This window comes from Achromobacter anxifer (assembly GCF_903652925.1).
GTDB lineage: Bacteria > Pseudomonadota > Gammaproteobacteria > Burkholderiales > Burkholderiaceae_B > Achromobacter > Achromobacter anxifer.
In genome coordinates this window covers 44,556-67,691 of sequence record NZ_CAHLAR010000015.1, presented here as the reverse complement: position 1 = coordinate 67,691, position 23,136 = coordinate 44,556, and the positions used below count along the sequence as shown (strand labels likewise).

Sequence of the window (23,136 nt, the reverse complement as noted above, 5' to 3'; positions counted from 1 at the left end):
CCGCGGGCGGGGGAGACTGACGCGAGCCAAGTTGCTCGCGGGTTCAAGCGGCTTGCAATCCTCGCAACGCCTGCAGCACCGCTACCCGAGTCTGTCCCAGCACCATGCCCTGCCAGCTTGCCTCGTCGCAATAGAACGCGTCCAGCGTGGCCTGCAGAATGCTTCGCCGTAATTCATCGGACGCCTCGGGGTGTGCATTCAGCCAGTTTCTGCCGCATAGCGCATGCACCATGGAATCGAAGGGGACGGCGCCGAAAACGATGGCCATCGTTGTCGGTATGGACAAAGGGCAGGCCTGGTAAATCAGGTCGGCGAGCTGTCCGGAAATGTCGACCGATACTGAATTTCCCTGATAGGGGACGGTGACGTCGCTGCCCCACCACTGGCGAGCGCGGGCAATTTCGGCGTCATCGTGGCGGCCCGCGTAGAGCTTCTCGCCATGCCCGCGGGGTCCCCAACCCGTGTGGACGTCGATCCAGCCGATATGGGTGCGCGTGCGTGCGTGCTCGTGCAGGATGCGGCGCAGATTCAGGAGCGAAGCCGCCGGGCGATCGCCGCCATAGAACAGCCCGTCGGCGTGCGTGTACTGTCCGCGCGAGACGGCCTGCGCGAAGGTGGGCTGGCCGTGTTCGGCGATGTATTGGGCGATCAGCTGCAGATTGGTTGGCGTGGGCGGCCATTCCTGGGGCAGCAGAAAGTCATGTATCCGCGCGTATTCCGTATTTTTCGGCAGCGGTCGTCCGTCGAAGGGCAGGCCGTTGCGGTTCAGGTCTATGTTGCATTCGTCGGTGCGCGCAATCCACGAATAGCCGTAAGGATTGACCGCGTGCACCAGCAGCAGGGCCACGCCGGCTTCGCGGGCGCGGGCCAGCATGGCGGCGTCATCCAGCAGCGCCAGTTGGCAACCCGAGCCGCAAAACCCTTCCACTCCCAGCACGGCAGAGGTAATGATCAGAAGACGGTCGGCGTCGGGGTCGCCGATGTAGGCGACATCGGTGGCCAGCGCTTCACCTTCGCTGCCAATCTGTTCGATGCCATAGGAGCGGAACACGTTCGCCTGGGGCCTGGCCGCCAGGGCGAAACGCTCGCGCGCCTGGGCGTAGCTGCGAGAAAAATAGCTTGTGCTGTTTCGCATCAGGCCTCCTGCAGGCCGGTGAGGGCTTGCAGCACGGCAACCCGGCTTTGTCCCAGGATCATGCCGTGCCAATCGGCCGCGTCGCAGTAGAACGCCTTCAATGTCGCGTCCAGTATTGCGTCGCGGACAGCGTCTTCCGCCTCGGGATGCGCATGCAGCCAGTTGCGGCCGCGCAGCGCTTCAATCATGGAGGCAAAGGGCAGGGTGCCAAACTCCAGCGCCATCGGCGTATGCAGGGCATCGGGGCAGGTCTGGTAGATCAGGCCCGCCAATTGACCCGTAATGTCCGCAGATGCCGAACTGCCTTCATAGGGAATGGCAATGTCGCTGCCCCACCATTGTCGCGCGCGGGCGACTGCGGCCGCATCGCGGCGTCCGGCATAGATTTTTTCTCCGTGTCCGCGCGGTCCCAGGCCTGTGTGCACGTCGATCCAGCCTATATGCTTGCTGCGGTTGCCATGTTGCTGCAGGGCGTGGCGCAGATGCGTCAGCGATGCCGTCAAATGGTTCCCGCCATAGAACAGGCCGTCGGCGTGGGTGTACTGTCCGCGAGTCACGACTTGCGCGAAGGCCGCAGGTCCGTGCTCCGCAATGTAGGCTTCGATGCGCGCGGCATTCGAGGCGGATGGGGGCCATTCCGCGGGGAGGAGCAGCTCGTGTATTTCCGCGTATCCTGGATTCAGGGGCAAGGTCCGCCCGTCGAAGGATTGGTCATTGCGGTTCAGGTCGACGTTGTCCTCGTTGGTGCGCGCAAGCCAGGAGAATCCGTATGGATTGACCGCGTGTACCAGCAGCAGGGCCACGCCGGCTTTGCGCGCGCGCTCCAGCATGGCGGCGTCGTCCAGCAGCGCCAGTTGGCAGCCCGATCCACAGAAGCCTTCCACGCCATGCGTGGCGGAGGTCATGATCAGAAGCCGTTCCGCATCGGGAGCCCCAATCAGCGCGACATCGGTGGCCAGCGCTTCGCCCGAACGGCCAGTGGGTTCGATCACGTAGGACTGAAAGCGCGTGGCAAGCGGCTTGGCTGCCAGCACGAAACGATGGCGCGCTTCTTCGTAGCTGCGGGAAAAATAGCTGGAGCTGGACTGCATTTGGCCTCCTGGCCGTCGATGTCATCATGGGTGCGGTCTTCTATCCAGAACAGCACCACCGTTGAAAGTGCGATTGCTACAGCATCAGGGTCGTCAAAGATCAATGACCAGAAGTTCCGTCTTCGCCCGAGAGCAGCACGGAAGAAATTGATCATTGCTGGCCTTCTCTTCGTCGCTGAGATAAATGTCACGGTGATCCGGTACGCCTTCGACCACTCGCGTCAGGCAGGTGCCGCAAATGCCTTGCTCGCAGGCGGTAGGAATGTCTATCCCTGCGGATCGCAGCGCGGCCAAGGTGGTCTGGCCGGATCCGACCGAAACGTGCAGGCCGGAACGCGCTAGCACAAGTTGGAATGGCGGCGAGTTTTCCTGCTGAGGTTCGGCGGGGGAGAAGAACTCGCGGTGCAGGCATTCTTCCCGCCAACCCAGGCTTCTTGCACTATCGAGCACCCATTCGATGAAGCCGCCAGGCCCGCATACGTAGAGGTGGACGTCGTTTGCTGCGTGGCTCAAGAGCTTTTTCAGGTCAAGCTTGGACTTGGCGGGCTCATTGTCCACATGGATGAAAACCTTGGTTTCCAGCCAGGAGGATGCGAGACGCTCCGGGAAAGCAATCTGGCTACGATCGCGCACGCAGTAGTGCAGCGTAAACGAAGCGTTCTCGGCGGATAGCGCTTCTGCCATTGAGAGAATCGGCGTGATACCGATCCCTCCTGCAATCAATATGGAATCCCGGGCATGGGGCACAAGTGCGAACTGATTGCGTGGCGTGCCAATCTGGATGATGTCGCCCTGCCTTAGTGCGTGGATTGCCAGAGACCCGCCTCGGGATTCCGGGGCTTTGAGCACTCCTATTACGTAGCGCGAACGATCCTGCGGCGAATTGCAGATCGAGTATTGCCGCGCGAGTCCTCCTGGCAACTGCACGTCGATGTGCGCGCCGGCGTCGAAAGCCGGCATATCAGCGCCCTCAGGGGACACGAGTTCGACTGCGACGATGTCGCGTGCCGTGTGACGGATGGATTGGACCTGGACCTGCATTGCATTTGCCTCGTGCTGCATGGTTTGGTGCGCATCTGTGGATGCCACGGCTTATCTCTGGCTTTCAAGCGTCCACTGACGTTGCAATTTGTCTTCGCGCAGGTGATCCCGAGGGCGGGTTTCAGGCATGGACATGAATGTCTCGGAGGTGACGGTGCCCATGTCCTGGAGTGCCCTGTATGCCTGTGTTTCTTGCCAGGCGCTGGCGACCTGGGGGGTTGGCCAATGGGTAATCAACAAATAGGAGACGCCACCCGTTTCCGGCGAGGTTTCGCCGGGGCCGACAAGCTGATAGGGCTGCGCTTCATACTCGCCGGTCAGCGTTTCGAAGGGGGATGCGCCGCTATCCGCCAGGCCTGCCAGGATTTCCTTCAGGTTTCGAAGATTCGCGTCGGACAATGGGGCGGGAACGGCCAAGCGGGTTTCGGTCATGACCTTGCCCTCCATGACCTCACCGGGAGCAGGTTCGCGCCATTTGCGCATGTAAACCGCTGTCCACCAACGGTCGTAGGCGGCCTTCTGGGCAGCCTTGTGGCGCGGGTGGTTATGCCAGGCGTCCATTTGCTCGGCGCTGGCAAAACGAGCTCCCACGTATCGCCAGGCCGAATCCAGGATTTCGCCGCCGTATACCGATTCAAAGCCATCCTGGCTTATCGCGACGGGGTGTAGCGCATCATTGAAAAGGGCGAAGCCGTTCTCTTTACCGGGGGTGATCTTGAAGCCGCTTTCAAGCACGGTTCGCGTTGACTGCATTGCCGGAATTTTCATTTGATCCTCTGCGTTGGACAGCGCTTCAATCCGTGCTGCAATCACACGGTCTGTGCGTCGATGTCGTCGTGGGTGCGGTCATCTATCCAGAACAACACCAGCGTGGATAGTGCTGTTGCAACCATCAGGAACCACGCGGGGGACATAGGGTTGGCAGTGACATGCAGCAGCCAGGTCACGAAGAATTGCGCGAAGCCCCCGAATACGGATATGCCCAGTCCGTACACCACTGACATTCCCGTCGTGCGCACATGCTTGGGAAAGAGTTCAGGCAGCATCGTGAACGCCGGCGCCGACTGGAGGGCGACCAGCAGCGCGAATGCAATGGTGAGCAACATCAGCCGTTCGGAGCTGGGAGCCGCCATCAGCCATTGGAAACCGGGCAGCAGGATGGCAAGCGTTGCGATGCGAGACCAGAAGATCACGCGTTTGCGCCCATAGCGATCAGCCAGCATTCCGATGAACGGAGCGCCCACAAAGCCGATGGCGCCGAATATGACGCTGGCCGATAGTGTGGAGGAGGCCGGCAGGCCGAGTTCCCGATTGGCGTATGTAGGGATGTAGAAATTGAGTATCTGTGTGCTTACCATGCCGCCTATCACCAGCAGGATGCCTTTGAGGACAGTGGCCTTGTGTTCGGCGAACACTCTGCGCAAGGGCTGGTGCGCGGCGGAGCGGGGCAGTCCGGCGGAGTGCGACTGCCTGGAGGCGGGAGGGGTGACCGTCAGTGTTTCTTCGAGATTCCGGCGAATGTATGCGCCAATGGGCACGGTCAGGATGCCGATGACGAACGGCACTCGCCAGCCCCAGGCCTGCATTTGTTCAGTGCTGAGTCCAACGGTCAGCAACGTCACGACCAGCGCGCCCAGCATGACGCCGAGAGCCTGGCTGCCGTATTGCCAGCTGGCATAGAAGCCGCGCTTGCCGCGGGGCGCGTGCTCGACCAGCAGCGTGGTCGAGGCGCCCACTTCCCCGCCTGCGGCGAAGCCCTGGATCAGGCGAGCCAGCACCATCATCACCGGGCCGACCATGCCCATCTGGGCGTAGGTGGGGGCGATGGCGATCAGGCCGCAGCCCAGGCCCATCATCCACAACGTCAGCGTCATGGCCGCGCGCCGGCCGTGGCGGTCGGCATAGGAGCCGATCAGCATGCCGCCCACGGGGCGCATCAGGAACCCCACGCCGAAGGTGGCGGTGGTCAGCAGCAATTGGCCGTAGCCGGAGGCGGCGGGGAAAAACAGGGGCCCGAGCACCAGCATCAAGAAAGTGAAAACGGTGAAGTCGAAGAATTCGAGCGCGTTGCCGATGGTGGTGCCGGCGATGACCCGCCGGCGCATGGAGGGTGTGTGCAGCGCGTCGGGCGCTGCCGCTGCGATTGCGATAGACATGGTTTCCCCTTGTGTCTGTTGAAAGGGGGGGCGGTCCGTGGTTCCGGGCCTTGGGCTCCCCCTTCGCGGGCACTATACGGATGCCATAGAATAAGAAAAAGACAGAATTTGTGTTGCGGTGAAAACATTTCCTTATATAGCTGAATCGCCGGAGCCGACTCGATGAACCTACGCCAATTGCGCGCGTTTGCGCTGATTGCCGAGCACGGCAGCATCCGCGCCGCGGCACGCGCGCTGTCCGTGACACAGCCTGCGGCAACCCGCAGCCTGCGTGAGCTGGAACAGAGCGTCGGGGTCGATTTGGTGCGGCGAAGCGTAAAGGGCGTGGAGCTGACCACCTATGGCGAGGCGCTATACAAGCGGGCCATCGTCATCTTGCAGGAGACTCGCCGGGCCCGAGAAGAAATCGGACAGATGCGCGATGGCGAAGGCGGCACGCTGAACTTGGCGGTGAGTTCGGCTGCGCTGGTCGTCGTGCCGACGGCGTTGGTGGCCTTCAGGGCGCGCATGCCGCGAGTGGCGGTCTCGTTCAATGAGGTGGCTCCGCCCCATAGCCATGAGCAGCTGGAGTCCGGGCGCTACGACCTGCTCGTGCAGACCGAATACGACGGAGAGATCAACGACAGTTTCGAGCGCCGCCCGCTGTTCACGCTGCCGCTGGCGATCGGCGCGCGTCTTGGCCACCCGTTGCGGGGCGCTCGCAGCCTGGCCGAATTGCGCGAGTCGCTCTGGCTGGTTCCGGGAAATTCAGGCGCGCCCGCGAACCTTGTGCGGCGGGCTTTCGCCGCCCAGGGCCTGCCGCCGCCGCTGGACGTCATCGCGTGCCAATCGATCGCCGTTGCCCTGTCCATTATGGCGGACAGCGACGCGCTGGGGATTTTCGTGCGCCCGCTGTTCGAGCACAGGCTCCTGCCGCCGCACATGCGCATGGTGCCGCTGGATCACGAGTTGCCCGATGCGCGGGTTTCGATTGTGACCCGGGCGGATTCTCCCCCCACGCCTGCCGCGCAGTGCTTCATCGAGTGCATGATTGAGGCGCGCGACGCCATGCTGGCCCGTGTCTCAAGCCGATCCGAGCAAGGAAATGTCCGTGTCAGGCCGCATAAGCGGACCTAGGCGCTCTGGCGGGGCTATTTGGGTGAAGCAGCGGCCGGGCCGCAGTCCAGGATGTACACATGGGCCGGCGCGCCTCAACGCGCTTGTCGGCTTTTCCTTGGAACGCTGGCCCCCAGCAGCACCATGAGTTCGCGATGGTTGCGCACGCCCAGATGCTGGAAGGCCCGGTAGCGATACGTCAGCGCGGTGGTCTCGGACACGCCCATTTCCAGCGCCGCTTCCCTGGTGGTCATGCCGTCCAGTACGTGCGTGACCAATTGCCGTTCCCGCCCCGACAGCTTCGTCATGAGTTGAACCTGCAGCGGCTGGTCCGCCGGCGCGCGCCGGGTCACCTGGACATGGCGCATGACCGCCGTCGCGATCAGGGACGCGTGTTGCGCCATGCGTTCGAAATCCTTGGGACCGTAGTCCGGGTAGGAAAAGTTGCGGTGCAGGCTCACCGCCACCCGGTAGCCGTCGGGGAACACCGCCAGCAGCGACATGCGTTCGCGGATGCCGGGATCGTCGTAGCAGACGCGGCGGTAATGCGCATCGGGGACTTCTTCGGCGAACTGGTGTCCGATCCAGAGCTGCAGCGATTTGGCGGGCTTGCGCCGGGATAGCCAGAGCATGTTGGTGTCCTGCTTGTCGAAGCCGAGGCGCATGTATTCGTTTGCGGTGAGCGTCGCCACCTCGCCGATGGCGCTGGCGCTGGAAACGGCTTCGACGCGGCCGCTGCTGCGCAGCGCAAATACCGTGCAGTGGCTGGCCGGCAGCAGCGCGCCGAGCGCGTCCAGCACATGGGCCGCGAAGTCGTCGGCGCCGATGGCGTTGATCAGTGCGGCGCTCAGCGCCATGCCGGGGGGAGGGGCGCGCGACGGCAACGGCAGCAGTTTCATAGCGGGTTAGCCTGTCCTGATTAATTAGGACATATTAACGAGTCCGGGCCGGGAGAATGTGACGCAAGCCAATACGGCGGTTTCATGACACGTTCAGGACTTGCGCATGCCCTTAGAGAGAATCGGCCCCTTCGAATACCGGCGCTTTGCGCCGTCGCTGCCCCCGCTGAATCCGCAAGGCGAGGAGGCCCGCGGTCATCGCGTGCTGATCGCCGGCGGTGGTCCGGTAGGGCTGGCGGCGGCGCTGGGCCTGGCCAGGCTGGGCGTGGACAGTGTGGTGATCGAGGCCGACGATTCGGTCTGCGAAGGCAGCCGCGCGGCCTGTATTTCGCGTCGCAGCTTGGAAATCCTGGACCGCTTGGGCGTGGCGCCGGCCTTCATGGCCAAGGGCCTGGCCTGGACCCGGGGCCGCAGCTACTACGGCACCGACGAGGTGCTGGTGTTCGACATGCCGTCGGCGCGGGGCGACAAGTACCCGCCGATGATCAATCTGCAGCAGTACTACATCGAACAATTCCTGCTGGATGCCATCGATGAGCTCAACGGCCGCCATCCGGGACGGGTGGATATCCGCTGGGCCAGCAAGGTGATCGCATGCAAGCCCGACGCGGCCGGCGTGACCGTGCGCATCGAGAATCCCCTGGGCAGCTACGAGACGCGCGCGGACTGGCTGCTGGCCTGCGATGGCGGCCAGAGCTACATCCGTTCCAGCCTTGGCCTGGAGCTGAAGGGCACGGGCTACCAGGGCCGCTATGCGATCGTCGACATCGAACTGGCCAGCGAGCATCCGGCCGAGCGCCGCGCCTGGTTCGATCCGCCCTGGGCGCGCGGCACCACCATCCTGATGCACCGCCAGCCGGACAACATCTGGCGCGTGGACTACCAGCTTGCCGCAGGCGCGGACGCAGCCCAAGCCTTGCAGCCCGAACAGGTGAGCGCGTTCGTGCAGACGCATCTGGATGCCATTGGAGAAGGGCATCTGCCTTGGACGCCGGTATGGACGTCGGTCTACCGCGCGGGCGCGATGACGCTGGATGCCTATCGCCATGGCCGCATCCTGTTCGCCGGCAATGCCGCGCACGCCATGCCAATCTTCGGCGTGCGCGGATTGAATTCGGGCTTCGACGACGCCGACAACCTGGTCTGGAAGCTCGCCGCCGTGCTTCAGGGCAAGGGCGCGGAAGCCTTGCTGGACAGCTATTGCAGCGAACGCCGGCAGGCTTTTCACATCAATGCCGAGAACGCCATGCGCAGCACCGAGTTCATGTCGCCGCCGCATCGGGGCTTCGACCTGATGCGCGAGGCCAGCCTGTCCCTGGCGGGCCGGCACCCGGGCATCGGGCGCCTGGTCAATCCGCGCCAGACGCAAGCGATCGCCTATGCGCATTCGCCCTTGTCGACGGACGACGATGCGCAGAGCGGCTGGGCGCCGGGAGCGGCGCTGGCGGATCGCGCGACCGCGGACGGCAGGCATCTGACGGACCTGTTGACGCCCGGCGGGTTCACCTTGCTGTCGTTCGGGGATTGGCCGGAGCAGGGCGCGCTGGACGCCGCGACGTCTTCGCCCGCATGGCGCTTCCTGCCTTGCCGCTGCGCGCAAACGGAACCGGAGGTCGCAGGTTCCGCTCAGGCCGGCATGGCCTATCTCTTGCGGCCCGACGGCCATGTCTGCGGCCGGTGGCGCTCGCCATCGCTGGACACCGTGCTGGCCGCCATTCAACGCGCCTGTGGCGTTCAAGGAGCCAACGATGATTGACGACGCCGCGGTCCAGGACCGCATCTATGCCTGCTGCAGCAATGCCATCGCCACCGCCGGACGCGGACGCGAATCCCTGTTCTTGGCGCGCCTGGCTCTGCTCCTGTTCGAGCAGGTCGAGGACGAGCAGCGTTGCCTGGACGCGATCGAGCATGCCCTGCGCGATCTGCCCGACCCCTCGCTTTCAGCCGATTGATCGGCGACGACGATTTCAAAGGAGACAACCTTGAACAGACGACACTTTCTCGCAGCCCTGACGGCCAGCGCGCTGGCCACGGCCATCCCGCCGGCCAGCGCGCAAGGCAGCTATCCCGCACAACTCATCAAGTGGGTCGTGCCCTATCCCGCAGGCGGCGGCACCGACAACCTGGCGCGCACGCTGGCCGAATCCATGCGCGCCACGCTGGGTCAGCAGATCATCATCGACAACCGGCCGGGAGCCGCGACCAACATCGGCGCGGAGTACGTGGCGAACGCCAAGCCCGACGGCTATACCGTCATGTCGGCCGACAACGGTGTCTTGGCCTTCAACGAACACCTGTTCCGCAAGCTGGCCTTCAGTCCGGAAAAGGACTTCAGCTACATCGGCGCCATCGGCAAGTTTCCGCTGGCGCTGGTGGTGAATCCGGCGTTTCCTGCCGCCGATTTCAAGGCGTTCATGGAGCGCGTGCGGGCTGAGCCTGGCAAGGTGGACTACGCCTCGGTCGGCAACGGCTCGCCGCATCATCTGGCCATGGAACTGTTCCAGGGCCGTACGGGCGTGCGCCTGACGCACGTGCCATACCGTGGCGCCGCGCCGGCGATGCAGGACGTGATGGGAGGGCAGGTACCGGTGATGTTCCTGGACCTGGCTTCGGGCGCGTCCATCATCAAGGCCGGCAAGGTCAGGCCGCTGGCGATCGGATCGCAGACCCGTTCGCCGTTGCTGCCGGATGTGCCGACGCTGGCGGAGCTAGGCGTACCCGATGCCGAGGTGTTCGCCTTCCAGGGCATGCTCGGCCCCGCCGGATTGCCTGCTCCGGTGGTCGCGCGATTGAACCAGGAACTGAACGCCGCGCTTGGAAATCCCGCAGTGCTCAAGCGCTTCGCCGAATTCGGCTTCGAACCCTTGCCCGGCACGCCCGAGGAATTCAGGACGCTGGCGCGCGCCGAGTCGGCGCGCTGGGGCGAAGTCATCCGCGCCAACAAGATCTCGCTCGATTGAGGAATCCCATGGACCATACCGCTGCCCGTCCCGTCGAGGGACTGCACCATTTCGCCTGGCGTTGCCGGGATGCCGAGGAGACCCGGCGCTTTTATGAAGACCTGCTGGGCCTGCCGCTGGTGCACGTCATCAAGAAGGACTCCGTGCCCAGCACCGGGGAATTCTGCCCTTACGTGCACATCTTCTTTCGCATGCGCGACGGCTCCTGCATCGCGTTCTTCGACCTGGGCGACCAGACCGCGGCGCTGCCGTCGCCGAACACGCCCGGATGGGTCAATCACATCGCCCTGCGGGTGCCGCAAGTCGAGGACCTGCTGGCCATGAAGGTCAGGCTCGAAGCGCACGGCGTGGAGGTGGTGGGCGTGACCGACCACGACAGCTACATCGAGTCCATTTACTTCTTCGATCCCAATGGTCTGCGGCTGGAACTGACGGTGGAAGTGGCCGCGCCGGAAGTGGTGGAGGGCTACGCGCGCGAGGCGCGCGCAGAGCTGGACCGCTGGACCGCGGACAAGCGCGTCTTGGCGGCGCAGGGGAGCCTGGCATGACGGGAGCCTCTTTGTCACTGCGCCTGGCGACGCGCAGGAACGGCACGCGCGACGGAGAGTTGATGCTGGTCAGCGCGTCGGGCCAGCGCTGGACGCCCGCGGGGAGCGATGCGCCGACGCTGCAGTCCTTGCTGGACGAATGGGATGCGCTGGCGCCGCAGCTGGCCGACCGCAGCCGGGAGCTGGATGCCGCGGAGTGGACCGGGGCCGACGCGTTCGACGCGGGGCTGTGCATGGCGCCGCTGCCGCGGGCCTATCAATGGGCGGACGCGTCGGTCTACCGCAACCATGCGCGGCTGATCTACCAGTGGCGCAAGGAGCCCATACCGCCGCGCTACGAGGACGAGCCGCTGGTGTATCAGGGCGGTTCGGACGTGATGCTGGGGCCAGAGGAGCCCGTCGTGGCGGTGGACGAGGCTCATCTGATCGATCTGGAAGCCGAAGTCGCCGTGATTACGAAGGACGTGCCCATGGGCACCGACGCGGCGCAGGCCGCCGGGCTGATCGCCCTGGTGGTGCTGCTGAACGACGTTTCGCTGCGGGGTTTGATTCCGGGCGAACTGGCAAAGGGTTTCGGCTTCTACCAGAGCAAGCCGGCCACCAGCTTCGCGCCCATCGCGGTGACGCCGGACGCGTTGGGGAGCGCCTGGAAGAACAGCATGCTGGGTCTGCCCGTGCGCATCGAGATCAACGGCGAGCGCTTCGGCGAGCCTCATGCCAATAGCGAAGTGGTCTTCAATTTTGCGCAGATCCTCGCGCACCTGGCCAGGACGCGCAGCCTGGCGGCGGGCAGCATCGTGGGGGCGGGGACCATCAGCAACGCCGACCCGGCCTCGGGCAGCGCCTGCATCACCGAGGCCCGGGTCCGCGCCCAGCTCGACGGTATGCCCGAAGCACGGCTGCCGCCTTATCTCCGCCACGGCGACCGGGTTCGCATCTGCGCGCGGGAGGCGGATGGCAGCCTGCCTTTCGGCGCCATCGACCAGCGCGTGGAGATCGCGGGAAGAGACCGCAGCGCGGAGTGAGCGTCTGGTCAGGACAGGGTGCGGCCCGGCATGGCCGAAAGGTCATGCAGGCTCAGACCGCAGCTGCGGGCGCGTTCGGACAGCGTTTCGCTGTGCGCCAGGGCGCGCTGGCTTTCCTCCAGCAGCACGTCCAGCTGTTCCTGCAGGGTTGCCGCCATGGTCCAGGCGCGTTCGGCGAACAGGACCGAGAAGCTGTCGACACAGGCCTTGCAGATGGTCGAGCCGTTCTTTTCGAGCAGCGGGGCGCCTTGCGCAAGCGTCGATTGGCAAAACAGGCAGGCGTATGCGCGGTTCATGCAGGGCGGCTCGTCCAGGGGTAGGCGGGAACGCGGACACCGGAAGTGTCCGCGCCATGCCATGGACAACGGCGCAGCCGCCCCAACTCTTAAGCCGGCCGCAAGGATGGGCCCCCTGGTTCTAGTCCACGACGAAGCCTCCCGGGCCGGACTGGCCCAGCAGCTCGCGGGCGCACTGCGCCGCCTGGCCGGCGGTGGCCACGGCCAGGAAAGGCATGCCGAACGCGCGCGTCATCTTTTCGCCGCGCTTGCGGATCTTGTCCAGCGCGTCGGCATTGCCCTCCACGGCGATGAAGGCCCGGCAACGGGCCTTCAGGCGCGGCATGTTGGCGGTCTGCCATTCGATCATCGCCTTGCGGTCCGCCTGGCCGGCCTCCTGCCGCATGTCGGGTACCACCATGACGAAGGTCTGGGGGTTGTCCACCAGCATTTCCATTTCGCGTATCCAGCTGGCCGCGTAGCCGTCCGGCGCGCCGCCATGCCGGGCGGTGACGATGGGAAACTGGGAAAGGTCGTGGAAGAAAAATTGGTCGTGGTTCATTCGAATTCTCCGTGAGGAAGGGCGGGGGTGGCCCGGGTGCAGCCGCAGTGGCCGTAAAGCACCAGGCTGTAGGAGTCCAGCAGGAAGCCGCTGCGCTTGGCGATCTTCCGGACCAGCTGGCCCACGGCGGGGTCGCTGGATTCCAGGATCCGTCCGCAGTCGGTGCAGACCAGGTGATCGTGGTGTCCTTTGTCGTTGAGCTCATACACCGTGGTGTGGGCGTCGAGCTGAGTACGTTTGAGCAGGCCGGCGCCTTCAAGTTGCGTGATGACGCGATAAACCGTGGCCAGGCCGATATTGCTGCTGTCCGAGACCAGGTTGCGGTAGATGTCCGCCGCGCTCATGTGCAGTCCTGCATGCTGGTAGAAGAGGTCCAGGATCTTCATGCGCGGAAAGGTGGCCTTGATGCCGGCATGGCGCAGCCTTGAGTGGTCCATGTGGGTTTCTCCATTCGGGGGGCTGATGTCCAAGTGAGAATGATGTACATTTCCAACTGGAGCCGCTCTCCTGAAACCGTCAACCTGTAGCTCAAACCTGCCAACCATGCTTCACGTGGCCGTTGCGCCCGCCTCGCCGGATGTCCTGCTGACCCCGTTCAGCGTCCAGGGGCGGCGCGAATCCAAAGGTATTGCCGTGCCCTCGCATGTCCATGACGAGGGCATGCTGGTGCTGGTGCACGCGGGGCTGGTGGTGGTGCAGGCGGGCGCGCAGGTCTGGACCGTGATGCCGGGTAGCCTGGGCTGGATTCCGCCCGGCGTGCAGCATGGCGCGCGCTGGTTCGGCGAGGCGCGCGGGTCGTTCCTGTACGTGCGCCGCGATGCCTGCGCACGCCTGCCCGACCGTTGCCGCTCCTGGCCCGCGTCCAGGCTGGTCGAGGCGCTGATGGACCGTTTCACCTCGGTCCAGCCGAATACCGTCCTGTCTCCCGCCTACCAGGAGCAGCTGTTCGACGTGTTGCTGGAAGAGCTCAAGCAGCGCGAGCATGAGCCCGTGCCGTTGCCCATGCCTGCCGATCCGCGCCTGCAGGACCTGGCGAATACGCTGCTGGACCGGCCCGACGATACCGCCGGCATCGACGAGTGGGCGCAGCGCCTGAACATGTCCTCGCGCACGCTGATGCGCCGATTCCGCCAGGAGACCGGCGTCACGCTGGGGCAGTGGCGCCAGCAGGCCCGCTTGCTGCGGGCCCTGGAACTGCTGTGCCGCGGGGGTTCCGTCACCGAGGCCAGCCTGTCGGTGGGCTACGAAAGCACCAGTGCCTTCATCGGCAGCTTCCGCGCCGCGTTCGGCGTGACGCCCACCCGCTACCTGGCGGAACGCGAGTAGCGCCGCCCGCGCGGCGGGCTTTACGGATCTTCACGGTTCTCCGACAGTTTTGCCGATCTTCCCGGACACCTCTTGCCTAGTATGACGGCAAGGTCGGGCAGGCTTTGTCGTCCTGCCCGCCATGCTTCAGGGGTGTTTCATGAATGACCAGCTTTTCTCTGCGTTGCCGCCGGCCAGGAGTGCGCCGTGAGCCAGCAACGCGTCGGCGCCTTGCTCATCCACGGGCTGGGCGGCACTGAATTCGACATGGGCTCCATGCACAAGGTGCTGGCGCGCGCCGGGATCGAACCCCACGGCGTGACCTTGCCTGGCCATGCCGGATGTCCCGAAGACCTGCTGGACGTGCGGGTCGAGGACTGGATGGCGGTGGTCACGCAGCGCTATCGCGAGCTTTGCGCGCAGTACGAGGTGCTGCACGTCATCGGCATGTGCCTGGGCGCCTTGCTGGCGGTGGAACTGTGCAAGCGCGAATCGCACACGCGCGGCGCGCTGGTGTCGCTGTCCGCGCCGGTTTTCCTGGATGGCTGGAGCATGCCCTGGTATCGCGCCCTGCGCTATCTGGCGTACCGCCTGCCGGGCGTGCCGCGGCGCATACGGGTGCGGGAAGAGGACCCCTACGGCGTCAAGAGCGAGCTGGTGCGCGCCTTCATCAAGGCGGGTTTCGCGCGGGGCGATGGCTTCCACTACCAGTGGGTGCCGCTGGCTTGCGTGCGGCAGGTGGACCGGCTGCGCGGCATGATCCGGCGCGGGCTGGAGCGCATGCGCTGCCCCACGCTGATCATGCACGCGGAGGAAGACGAGCTGACCAGTCCGCGTTCCGCCCGGTACCTGGAGCGGCATATCCCGGGGGCGACGCTCGTGATGCTGCAGGACAGCTATCACATGATTTGCGTGGATCACGAACGCGAGCGGGTCATGCGCAACGTGCTGGGCTTTCTGGGCAAGGATCCGGAAACCGTGCGCATGCGCGTGCGCAAACGCGTTCCGGCGGCTGCCGGCGACGCCAGCCCCGCGCCGGCAATGCTGGCGCAGGCCGGGCACTCCTGCGCGGGCTGATTCCGCCCGCGCTTCAGGCCGCGGCGGGCTGGTTGGGGTGCATCGGGCCTTGCGGGTCGTTCTCGGCGTCCGGCCGGGGCGGCACCGGGGCCAGGCCCAGCGCCAGCCGCAGACGCTGGCAATCCGGATTCGGCGAGCCGTCGGGCATCCAGATGTCGAACTCCCGACAGGGCGTGGGGCGGTTTTCGTAGATGGCGCAATGGATGCCGGGCTGGCCGAGCTCGCCGCGCAGCGAGATGCAGCGGCCGCCGCCGGTTTCCGTGCCCTTCATGCAGGCGCGCAGCGGGCTCATCTGCGTGACCAGCTCCACGGGCACGTGGCCGCCGTTTTCGCCGGCCAGCTCGCCGCAATAGAACGACACCCGGAAATGCGCGCAGCATGCCCCGCAGTCCAGACAGGGATTGGAGGCCGGGTCATCGCCTGCCAGGACGGCGGGCGACACGAAGGAGATGAGAGAGGACTCTAGCAGGGACATGGGGCGCGGAAGGCTGAAAACCTGTCCGGGCCCCGGCAAACTCGTAGAACGGGCCGCGTGACGCGAGCCCCCGGTACGGCGCTGGGACACGCGCGGACAGGGCCGGCGCGGGATCAGGGGTGGAAATATTAGCTGGATATGATCGGCCGCCGCCATGATTTTTTTGTCCATGCATGGCCTTTTATCGGGGACGTTGCTGCGGTAGCATCGGTAGCCCGATAGCGGCCAGGAGCCTGCCTTGAACGCCAAAACCGAATCCCCCGACGGCCTGGTCCGCTGCGGCTGGGTGGACACTTCCGCCGAGTACATGGCCTACCACGACAACGAGTGGGGCTACCCCGAAGGCGACGACCGCGCGCTGTTCGAACAGCTGTGCCTGGAAGGCTTCCAGTCGGGATTGAGCTGGCGCACCATCCTGTCCAAGCGCGAGGCCTTCCGCCTCGGCTTCGCCAACTTCGAGCCCGCCAAGGTGGCGCGCTTTGGCGAAAAGCAGGTGCAGGCGCTGCTGGCCGACGCCGGCATCGTGCGCCATCGCGGCAAGATCGAGGCCGTGATCAACAATGCCGCCCGCGCGCTGGAAATGATCGAGCGCGAGGGCTCGCTGGGTGCATTCCTGTGGCGCTTCGAAGCGCCGGCGGGGGCGCCGTCGACCCGCGGCGCGTCCACCTCGGCGCAATCCGAGGCGCTGTCCAAGGCCTTGAAGAAGCTGGGCTGGAAGTTCGTCGGGCCGACCACCGTGTATGCCTTCATGCAGTCGGTGGGCATGGTCAACGACCACAGCCCCGATTGCCATTGCCACGGCGCCAGCGAGAAGGCCCGCAAGGCGTTCAAGCGGCCTGCGTAGCGGCCGCGGGCGGGTCTTCAGGCAGCGGTTTTTTCGCCCGCCACGGGCTGTTCGGCGGCTTGTCCCGGCAGGCTGTAGCGGCCTTCGCGGTAAGCCCAGCTGGGCCACAGCGCGTGCGCCAGCGCTTCGGCGGCCAGTTCCGGGTTCAGCGGCACTGGCGCGTATTCCTCGGGGGCCGTGTAGCGGTATTGCACCGGCGTCTTGTTCGGCGCCATCACCAGCAGTTCATCTTCCTTCAGATAGCCGTAGGTGTTGTCGTATTGCATGATGGCCCGGCCCGGCGTGCTGCGGGTCAAGTCATGGCCCAGCATCGGGTGTTCGGTGTCCACGCCGATCAGCGACAGCAGGGTCGGCGCCAGGTCGATCTGGCTGATCAGGCGGTCATCGCGCCGCGGCTCGATGCCGGCGCCGAGGATCACGGCCGGAATGTGGAAGTGGCGCACCGGCACCAGGCTGGCGCCGAAGACGCGCGAATCGTGGTCCGCCGCGATCAGGAAGACCGTGTTTTCCCAGTAGGGCGAGGCCTTGGCGCGTTCGAAGAAGCGGCCCAGCGCCCAGTCGGCGTAGCGCACGGTGTTCTCCACGGTGGCCGGGTTGCCGTCGGTCTGGATGCGGCCCGCCGGGTACTCCCAGGGCGAATGGTTGGACACGCTGAAGGCCAGCGTGAAGGTGGGCTGGTCGCCGTCTTCGCGCAGCAGCCGGTCCAGCTGATTGAACATGTCCTCGTCTGAGGCGCCCCAGGTGCCGACGAAGGCGGGGTCGACGAAGTCGGGGCGGTCCACGATCTGCTTGAAGCCGTTGCCCAGGAAGAAGCCCTTCATGTTGTCGAAGTGCGATTCACCGCCATAGATGAAGCGCGAATGGTAGCCATGGCGTCCGAGCAGGTCGGCCAGCGAGAAGAAGCCGCGCTGCGAACGCGGCAGCTTCAGCACGGCCTGGGCCGGCGTGGGCAGGAATCCGGTGGTCACCGCTTCCAGCCCGCGCACCGAGCGCGTGCCGGTGGCGTAGGCGCGGGTGAAGGTCCAGGCGTCGCGCGACAGGGCGTCCAGTTCCGGGGTCAGGTCGGCGCCGCCCAGGCCGGCGCAATACTGCGCGCCCAGGCTTTCTTCCAGGATGATCACCAGGTTCAGCGGCCGCTTGGTCTTGCGGGTGGCCGGCTGGCGGTGCAGGCTGGGATAGTCGGCGTTGGCCGGCGGGTTGGGCAGGCCGGCCTGCGCCAGGACCCGGCTGTGCATTTCGTCCTCGTCCATGCCGCCGTACACCGCCGAGGCGGACTTTTCGTTCTTCATGCTGTAGACGGCATAGAAGACGTTGTAGAGCGAGTTCAGCGCCAGCGTGTTGAGCATGCCGTCCGAGCTGTAGGCGACCGAGGACGGGTTGATCGGGCGGTGGCCCAGCGTGCCGCGTATGGCCAGGATGACGACGGCCAGGATCGCGAGGCTGGCCAGCGGCATCTGCCACCAGCTCAGCTGCGCGTCGGGCTGGGCGTGGCCGAACAGGCCATAGGCGCCCCAGCCGATGAGCGCCACCACGGCCAGGCCGCCCACCAGCGCGCCTTTGTAGCCGCGCCAGAGCATGCCGGAGACTTCGCGCGGGTGCTTCAGGTATTCGACGAACAGCCGGTTGGGGCGGGAGTCGTATTCCAGGATGAAGGGCGGGGTGGCGACTTCCAGGAAGGCCAGCAGGATGAAAGAGACCAGGTACCAGTAGCCGGCCAGCGTCGCGGCCCACTGGAAGTGTCCCAGCAGGGGCGACAGCACGGCGGGCAGCGCGGCCAGCACGGCGATCTGGTGCGCGTCGATGCGCAGGCCGCCGAGCAGCAGGGGGATCAGCCCCCCGGCATCGCGCACCCGCTTGGACTGCCAGGCCGCCAGTATCAGGCGGCTGAGCGTCAGCAGCGCAAATGCCGCCACCACGAAAATCAAGGTCGAATGCCGCATCGGGCCTCCAGGTTGTTCTGCTGCCCGGTCCGGTGGGACCGGGGTCTATCGTCCCGGCATTTGAGCAGCGCCAGCGTCGAAAATTCAGTAAGCGCCCGCCAGCGGGTCACATTTCGGACTCCGCAGCCATTTCGTTTTGTAACGAACTGGCGCGGGGCCGGGCACGCGCCATGCTGCGCAAACGCCGGGCGGCACGCGCCTCGCGGTGCCTCCGGGACAGCCAGACCAGGAAAAATCCGCACACATTATGGGGCCGGAAAGCCTGGCCGGCGGCGCGGGCCGCGATACCCTTGGAGGTAACGAAGGCCGGCAGCGGTGCGCCGGCTGCATTGCCAAGGATAATAACCATGACGCGCACAAGAAAAATAGCGATCGGGATTGTAGGGGGACTGGCGCTCCTCGTGGCGATACTGATAGTGGTGATCGCCACCTTCGACTGGAACCGCGTCAAGCCCCTGATCAATGAACGGGCCAGCGCCGCCATCGGACGCCCCTTCGCCATCAATGGCGATCTCAGCATCAAATGGGAGCGCGAGCCCGACGAGGGCGGCTGGCGCGCCTGGGTGCCATGGCCGCACGTCATCGCCAACGACATCTCGGTGGGCAATGCGCCCTGGGCCAAGGCCCCTCAGTTCGCGACGCTCAAGCGCGGCGAATTCAGCCTCGCGCCCCTGCCGCTGCTGCGCCAGCGCGTCGTCATCCGCCGCATCCAGCTGACCGAACCCGCCGCCGACCTGGAGCGGCTGGCCGACGGCCGCGCCAACTGGGAGTTCACCTTGCCCGAGACCGGCGAGCCTTCTCCCTGGGTGCTGGACATCAACGAAATCGGCTTCGACAAGGGGCGGGTGGGACTGGTCGATGAAATCCTGAAGGCGGACCTGACCGTGCTGGTGGATCCGCTGGGCAAGCCGGTGCCGTTCGCGGACGTGGCGGGCGCCGCCTTCGCGGAGGAAGAGGATGGCACGGCGCAGGACGGCGCCGCGCCCGCGCCGCGCGACTACGTGTTCGGCTGGAAGGTGGACGGCAAGTACAAGGGCCTGGCCACCAAGGGCGAAGGCAAGGTCGGCGGCATGCTGGCCTTGCAGGACGCCAAGCAGCCATTCCCGGTGCAGGCGGACGTGACCATAGGCGGCACGCGCGCCGCGATCGCCGGCACCCTGACCGATCCCGTCAATCTGGGCGCCCTGGACCTGCGGCTGAAGCTGTCCGGCGCGTCCATGGCGCAGCTGTATCCGCTGACCGGCGTGACGCTGCCGGACACGCCGCCGTACTCCACCGACGGCCACCTGGTGGCCAAGCTGCGCAATCCCGGCGGGGCGGTGTTCGAATACAAGAACTTCAACGGCAAGGTGGGCAGCAGCGACCTGCACGGCGATATCGCCTTCGCCCTGGGCATGCCCCGGCCCAAGCTGACGGGCAAGCTGTCGTCCAAGCAACTGCGCATGGCGGATCTGGGGCCGCTGATCGGCGTGCCTTCGGGCAAGGCCGCCGGCGCCGAGGCGGACAAGTCCAAGGACGCGCCGGCCAAGCCCAAGGGCGGCAAGGTGCTACCCACGCAGGCTTTCCGCACGGACCGCTGGCGCGACATGGACGCCGACGTTTCGCTGGACGCGGGCCGCATCGTGCACGACAGCAAGCTGCCGCTGTCGGACCTGTCGGTGCATCTGGTGCTGCAGGATGGCAAGCTGGGTCTGGAGCCGCTGCGCTTCGGCATGGCTGGAGGCAGCATCAATTCCAAGATCCATCTGGATGGCTCCGGCGAGGCCCTGACCGGACGCGTCGACCTGAGCGCGCGGCGCCTGCGGCTCAAGCAGCTGTTTCCCGCGACCCCTTCCATGCAGAAGACGCTGGGTGAACTGAATGGCGACCTGGCCATCAGCGGCACGGGGAATTCGGTCGCGGCGCTGCTGGGCAGCGCCACGGGCGATGTGAAGATGCTGGTCAATGACGGCGTGATCAGCCGCGGCCTGATGGAAATCGCGGGGCTCAACGTCGGCAATTACGTCATGTCCAAGCTGTTCGGCGACGACGAGGTGAAGATCAATTGCGGCGCGGCCGACCTGGGCATGAAGAGCGGCGTCATGACGCCGCGCGTGTTCGTGTTCGATACCGAGAATGCGCTGATCAGCATCACCGGCACGGCCGACTTCAAGAACGAGAAGCTGGACATGGACATCACCCCCAGCAGCAAGGGCTTCCGCATCTTCTCGCTGCGGTCGCCCTTATACGTGCGCGGCACCTTCGGCTCGCCGGACGTGGGTGTGCATGTGCTGCCGCTGGCGGCGCGCGGCGCCGGCATGGTGGCCCTGGGCGTGCTGTTGACGCCGGCGGCGGGCTTGCTGGCGCTGATCGCGCCCAGCACCACCGACGACAATGCCTGCGGTCCTTTGCTCAAGCAGATGCGGGTGCCGCCCAAGGCGCCGCCGCCCGCTTCGGCGAAAGGCAAGTAGGGCTCAGGCCGGCGACGCCCGGCGCGCTCCGCCCTGGGCGTCGTCGTCCGCGACGCAGACGGCATTGCGGCCGTGGTTCTTGGCGTAATAGAGCGCCTGGTCGGCGCGTTGCAGGACGGCGTCCAGCGTCGCGCCATGCGCGGGGTAGGCTGCCACGCCCGCCGAAATGGTGAGGGGCGTGGCAACGGTGCCCGGCTCCGTGGCAATGCGCTGGCGCAGCCGCTCCACCAGCGCGATGGCCGCTTCCAGGGGCGCGCCGGGCAGCAGCATGACGAACTCCTCGCCGCCGGCGCGCGCCACGGTGTCGCCGTTGCGCGAACCCTCGCTCATCAGCTTTGCCAGGGACTGCAGCGCGCGGTCTCCTTCCGCGTGGCCGTAGCGGTCATTGATGTGCTTGAAGTGGTCGATGTCGATGACCACCGCTGCCACCGGCTGTTTCTCGGCTTGCAGCAGCCCCAGCGCCTCGTCCAGTCCCCGCCGGTTCAAGAGGCCCGTCAAGGTGTCCGTAGTGGTTTCGCGGCGCAGGTCGCGGATCTTGTGGTGAATCGAGGACAGGCCCGCCAGCAGCGCGCGTTTGAGTTGCGCGGCTTCAAAGTACCAGGAGCGCACGCCACGGATGCGGTCCGCCGAATCCGCGTCCTGCATGTGCTTGGCGATGCCGGCCAGTTCGCCCAGCGGCCGGGCGATCCAGCGCGACAGCAGCCAGATGGAGGCGACTGAAAGCAGCAGCAGTGGCAAGGTATGGAGAACCGTGGTCAGAAGCAGATCGCCCAGGGGCTGCAAGGCAGCGTCGACGTGGCGTTGCGCGATGATGCTCCAGCCCATGCTGGGCACAGGCGCATAGCCCGTCAGCAACTCGTGGCCGTCGTCGTCGGAGAAGCGCATTTCACCGGTTTCGCCTCGCAGCGCGGGGGCGAATACGCCGGATTTGGAGACGGGCTGTCCCAGCCGGGCGGGGTCCGGGTGATAGATCAGGATGCCGTTGCGATCGACGACGTAGAGGGATGAGTCGCCGCGGTAGAAGTGCTGGCTCAGCAGATGATCCAGCATGTTGTGCTCATGCAGGTAGAGCGTGCCGCCGAGAAATCCCAGATAGCGGGCGTCGGCCGAGAAAATGGGGTGGGTGTACAGGATCAGCCAGCGGCTCTTGAGGTCCATGAACGGGGCGCTGACCGTCGGGCGCAAGGTCGTCTGTGCCCGCGTGACGGCCTCGCTGTCCAACTGCTGGCCCAGCAGTGCGCGATCCGATGTCGATGCCGCCAATACCTTGCCTTGCGGCGACACGACAAACGTGGAATTGAACTGGCCGAGCTGCCGTTCCTGCCGCTGCGTCTCGGCCACCATGTGTTCGGGATGCACGTCCATGTCGGCCAGCATTTCCGCGCTGTACGACAGATAGTTTCTCAGGTCTGTCAGGAATACGTCGGTCACGGAAGCCAGCTTGGAAGCATAGGCCTGGTTGAGTTCCAGGGCGGTGCGCAGCAGAAGGTCTCGTTGCACCAAGTAGCTGGCATGCAGGCTGCCAAGCAGCGCGAGCAGGACCGACAGCAGGCTGATCCACAGGATGAGACGCCGCAGATCGAGTCGGAACATGGCGGTATCCGTCAGGCGCGGGCCCGGCTTGCCGGCTGGCCGGAGGGAGGCGGACTCCCGGTCAGCGCATCCCAGGCGCACATCGCCTGCCTGGCCACGGCCTGCAGGGTCTTGCGGCTGGCGCCGTCGCGCGCCTGGATCGACATGCCGTGCAGCACGGTGGTGTAGAAGGCGGCCAGGCTCTTGAGGTCGGCGCCCGCCGGCAGTTCGCCGTGCGAGGCGCCGGCGTTGAGGCGGGCCAGGATGCGGCTCTGCATTTCGCGCCGGTTGTCGCCCAGGAAGTCGCCTACGCCGGCCTGGTTTGAGCAGCCTGCCGGCGCGCCCAGCACGATCATGCAGCCAGACGGCGTGCCGGGGGCGGTGAAGCGTTCCGCGGATGCCAGCAGCATGGATTGGATGGCCTCGCGGGCGGTGGGTGCATCCTGCAGCGCGCGCCGCGCCGATCCGCCCTCGGTTTCGCGATAGAGCTCGACCGCTTCGCGGAATAGTCCTTCCTTTGAGCCGAACGCGCCGTAGAGGCTGGGCGAATTGATACCCATCGCCGCCGTGAGGTCGGTCAGCGATGCTCCGTCATATCCCTTCGACCAGAAGACGTCCATGGCCTTGCGCAATGCCTGGGCCCGGTCGAAGTTCCTGGGGCGACCACGTTCTGCCATGGACGTGAT

The 23,136-nt window shown here is 65.8% G+C and carries 23 protein-coding genes; 10 read left to right on the top strand and 13 right to left on the bottom strand.

The features are described 5' to 3' along the window. Positions 1–43: 43 nt before the first annotated feature. The 5 genes from HWY37_RS31125 to HWY37_RS31105 form a co-directional block, all read right to left on the bottom strand. Complete coding sequence (locus HWY37_RS31125) at positions 44–1,135, bottom strand: M14 family metallopeptidase (protein ID WP_176090587.1); 1,092 nt, start codon at positions 1,133–1,135, stop codon at positions 44–46. After that, on the bottom strand, positions 1,135–2,226 hold the full coding sequence (locus tag HWY37_RS31120) for a M14 family metallopeptidase (RefSeq protein WP_175209710.1): 1,092 nt from the start codon (positions 2,224–2,226) through the stop codon (positions 1,135–1,137). Before HWY37_RS31120 ends, HWY37_RS31125 begins: the two co-directional genes overlap by 1 nt. 93 nt (positions 2,227–2,319) lie before the next feature. Further along, positions 2,320–3,288, bottom strand: coding sequence for a PDR/VanB family oxidoreductase (locus HWY37_RS31115; protein ID WP_425485059.1), 969 nt, complete (start codon positions 3,286–3,288; stop codon positions 2,320–2,322). 30 nt (positions 3,289–3,318) lie between these two features. Next, positions 3,319–4,035, bottom strand: coding sequence for an antibiotic biosynthesis monooxygenase family protein (locus HWY37_RS31110; RefSeq protein WP_175209708.1), 717 nt, complete (start codon positions 4,033–4,035; stop codon positions 3,319–3,321). 41 nt (positions 4,036–4,076) lie between these two features. Next, on the bottom strand, positions 4,077–5,423 hold the full coding sequence (locus HWY37_RS31105; RefSeq protein WP_175209706.1) for an MFS transporter: 1,347 nt from the start codon (positions 5,421–5,423) through the stop codon (positions 4,077–4,079). A 162-nt stretch (positions 5,424–5,585) separates the two neighbouring features. Here HWY37_RS31105 and HWY37_RS31100 point away from each other — a divergent pair, with 162 nt between their 5' ends. Next, positions 5,586–6,539, top strand: a complete 954-nt coding sequence (locus tag HWY37_RS31100; RefSeq protein WP_175209704.1) for a LysR substrate-binding domain-containing protein — start codon at positions 5,586–5,588, stop codon at positions 6,537–6,539. A 74-nt stretch (positions 6,540–6,613) separates the two neighbouring features. On the opposite strand, the gene HWY37_RS31095 is transcribed toward HWY37_RS31100, so the two are convergent. Then, positions 6,614–7,417: a helix-turn-helix transcriptional regulator gene (locus HWY37_RS31095; protein ID WP_175209702.1), complete on the bottom strand. Its 804-nt coding sequence runs from the start codon at positions 7,415–7,417 to the stop codon at positions 6,614–6,616. Between the two features lie 106 nt (positions 7,418–7,523). Between HWY37_RS31095 and HWY37_RS31090 the strand changes: the two genes are divergently transcribed. From HWY37_RS31090 to HWY37_RS31070, 5 genes are read left to right on the top strand one after another with little or no spacing between them, the layout of a single operon-like run. Then, entirely contained in the window at positions 7,524–9,173 is a 1,650-nt protein-coding gene (locus HWY37_RS31090; protein WP_176090586.1) for an FAD-dependent monooxygenase, read from the top strand. Continuing rightward, positions 9,166–9,369: a hypothetical protein gene (locus tag HWY37_RS31085; protein WP_176090585.1), complete on the top strand. Its 204-nt coding sequence runs from the start codon at positions 9,166–9,168 to the stop codon at positions 9,367–9,369. The genes HWY37_RS31090 and HWY37_RS31085 overlap by 8 nt, the downstream gene beginning before the upstream one ends. Before the next feature lie 30 nt (positions 9,370–9,399). Next, a complete protein-coding gene (locus HWY37_RS31080) occupies positions 9,400–10,377 on the top strand; it encodes a Bug family tripartite tricarboxylate transporter substrate binding protein (protein WP_176090584.1) in 978 nt (325 codons plus the stop codon). An 8-nt stretch (positions 10,378–10,385) separates the two neighbouring features. Further along, positions 10,386–10,925 (top strand): VOC family protein, encoded by a 540-nt coding sequence (locus HWY37_RS31075; protein WP_176090583.1) that lies wholly within the window; start codon positions 10,386–10,388, stop codon positions 10,923–10,925. After that, positions 10,922–11,950 carry a fumarylacetoacetate hydrolase family protein gene (locus HWY37_RS31070; protein WP_176090582.1) on the top strand — a complete coding sequence of 343 codons (1,029 nt, stop codon included), beginning with the start codon at positions 10,922–10,924 and terminating at the stop codon, positions 11,948–11,950. Before HWY37_RS31075 ends, HWY37_RS31070 begins: the two co-directional genes overlap by 4 nt. Positions 11,951–11,958: 8 nt before the next feature. On the opposite strand, the gene HWY37_RS31065 is transcribed toward HWY37_RS31070, so the two are convergent. The 3 genes from HWY37_RS31065 to HWY37_RS31055 form a co-directional block, all read right to left on the bottom strand. After that, on the bottom strand, positions 11,959–12,246 hold the full coding sequence (locus HWY37_RS31065; protein ID WP_175209691.1) for an MSHA biogenesis protein MshH: 288 nt from the start codon (positions 12,244–12,246) through the stop codon (positions 11,959–11,961). A 121-nt stretch (positions 12,247–12,367) separates the two neighbouring features. After that, positions 12,368–12,787, bottom strand: coding sequence for a hypothetical protein (locus HWY37_RS31060; protein ID WP_176090581.1), 420 nt, complete (start codon positions 12,785–12,787; stop codon positions 12,368–12,370). Then, positions 12,784–13,224: a Fur family transcriptional regulator gene (locus HWY37_RS31055; protein WP_175209687.1), complete on the bottom strand. Its 441-nt coding sequence runs from the start codon at positions 13,222–13,224 to the stop codon at positions 12,784–12,786. Before HWY37_RS31055 ends, HWY37_RS31060 begins: the two co-directional genes overlap by 4 nt. Before the next feature lie 106 nt (positions 13,225–13,330). Between HWY37_RS31055 and HWY37_RS31050 the strand changes: the two genes are divergently transcribed. Further along, the gene (locus HWY37_RS31050; RefSeq protein WP_175209685.1) at positions 13,331–14,113 is read left to right on the top strand and encodes a helix-turn-helix domain-containing protein; all 783 of its coding nucleotides are present in this window, start codon (positions 13,331–13,333) and stop codon (positions 14,111–14,113) included. A gap of 186 nt (positions 14,114–14,299) precedes the next feature. Beyond that, positions 14,300–15,169, top strand: a complete 870-nt coding sequence (locus HWY37_RS31045; protein ID WP_176090580.1) for an alpha/beta hydrolase — start codon at positions 14,300–14,302, stop codon at positions 15,167–15,169. A gap of 13 nt (positions 15,170–15,182) precedes the next feature. Here HWY37_RS31045 and HWY37_RS31040 read toward each other — a convergent pair whose 3' ends face one another. Beyond that, positions 15,183–15,644 (bottom strand): YkgJ family cysteine cluster protein, encoded by a 462-nt coding sequence (locus HWY37_RS31040; protein ID WP_175209681.1) that lies wholly within the window; start codon positions 15,642–15,644, stop codon positions 15,183–15,185. A gap of 238 nt (positions 15,645–15,882) precedes the next feature. On the opposite strand from HWY37_RS31040, the gene HWY37_RS31035 reads away from it, so the two are divergent. Beyond that, positions 15,883–16,488 (top strand): DNA-3-methyladenine glycosylase I, encoded by a 606-nt coding sequence (locus HWY37_RS31035; protein WP_175209679.1) that lies wholly within the window; start codon positions 15,883–15,885, stop codon positions 16,486–16,488. A gap of 17 nt (positions 16,489–16,505) precedes the next feature. Here HWY37_RS31035 and HWY37_RS31030 read toward each other — a convergent pair whose 3' ends face one another. Beyond that, positions 16,506–18,428 carry an LTA synthase family protein gene (locus HWY37_RS31030; RefSeq protein WP_175209677.1) on the bottom strand — a complete coding sequence of 641 codons (1,923 nt, stop codon included), beginning with the start codon at positions 18,426–18,428 and terminating at the stop codon, positions 16,506–16,508. A 347-nt stretch (positions 18,429–18,775) separates the two neighbouring features. On the opposite strand from HWY37_RS31030, the gene HWY37_RS31025 reads away from it, so the two are divergent. After that, complete coding sequence (locus tag HWY37_RS31025) at positions 18,776–20,878, top strand: AsmA family protein (RefSeq protein WP_176090579.1); 2,103 nt, start codon at positions 18,776–18,778, stop codon at positions 20,876–20,878. 3 nt (positions 20,879–20,881) lie between these two features. On the opposite strand, the gene HWY37_RS31020 is transcribed toward HWY37_RS31025, so the two are convergent. Next, positions 20,882–22,471, bottom strand: a complete 1,590-nt coding sequence (locus tag HWY37_RS31020; protein ID WP_176090578.1) for a GGDEF domain-containing protein — start codon at positions 22,469–22,471, stop codon at positions 20,882–20,884. Positions 22,472–22,482: 11 nt separating this feature from the next. Next, the gene (locus tag HWY37_RS31015; RefSeq protein WP_176090577.1) at positions 22,483–23,127 is read right to left on the bottom strand and encodes a TetR/AcrR family transcriptional regulator; all 645 of its coding nucleotides are present in this window, start codon (positions 23,125–23,127) and stop codon (positions 22,483–22,485) included. Positions 23,128–23,136 lie beyond the last annotated feature (9 nt).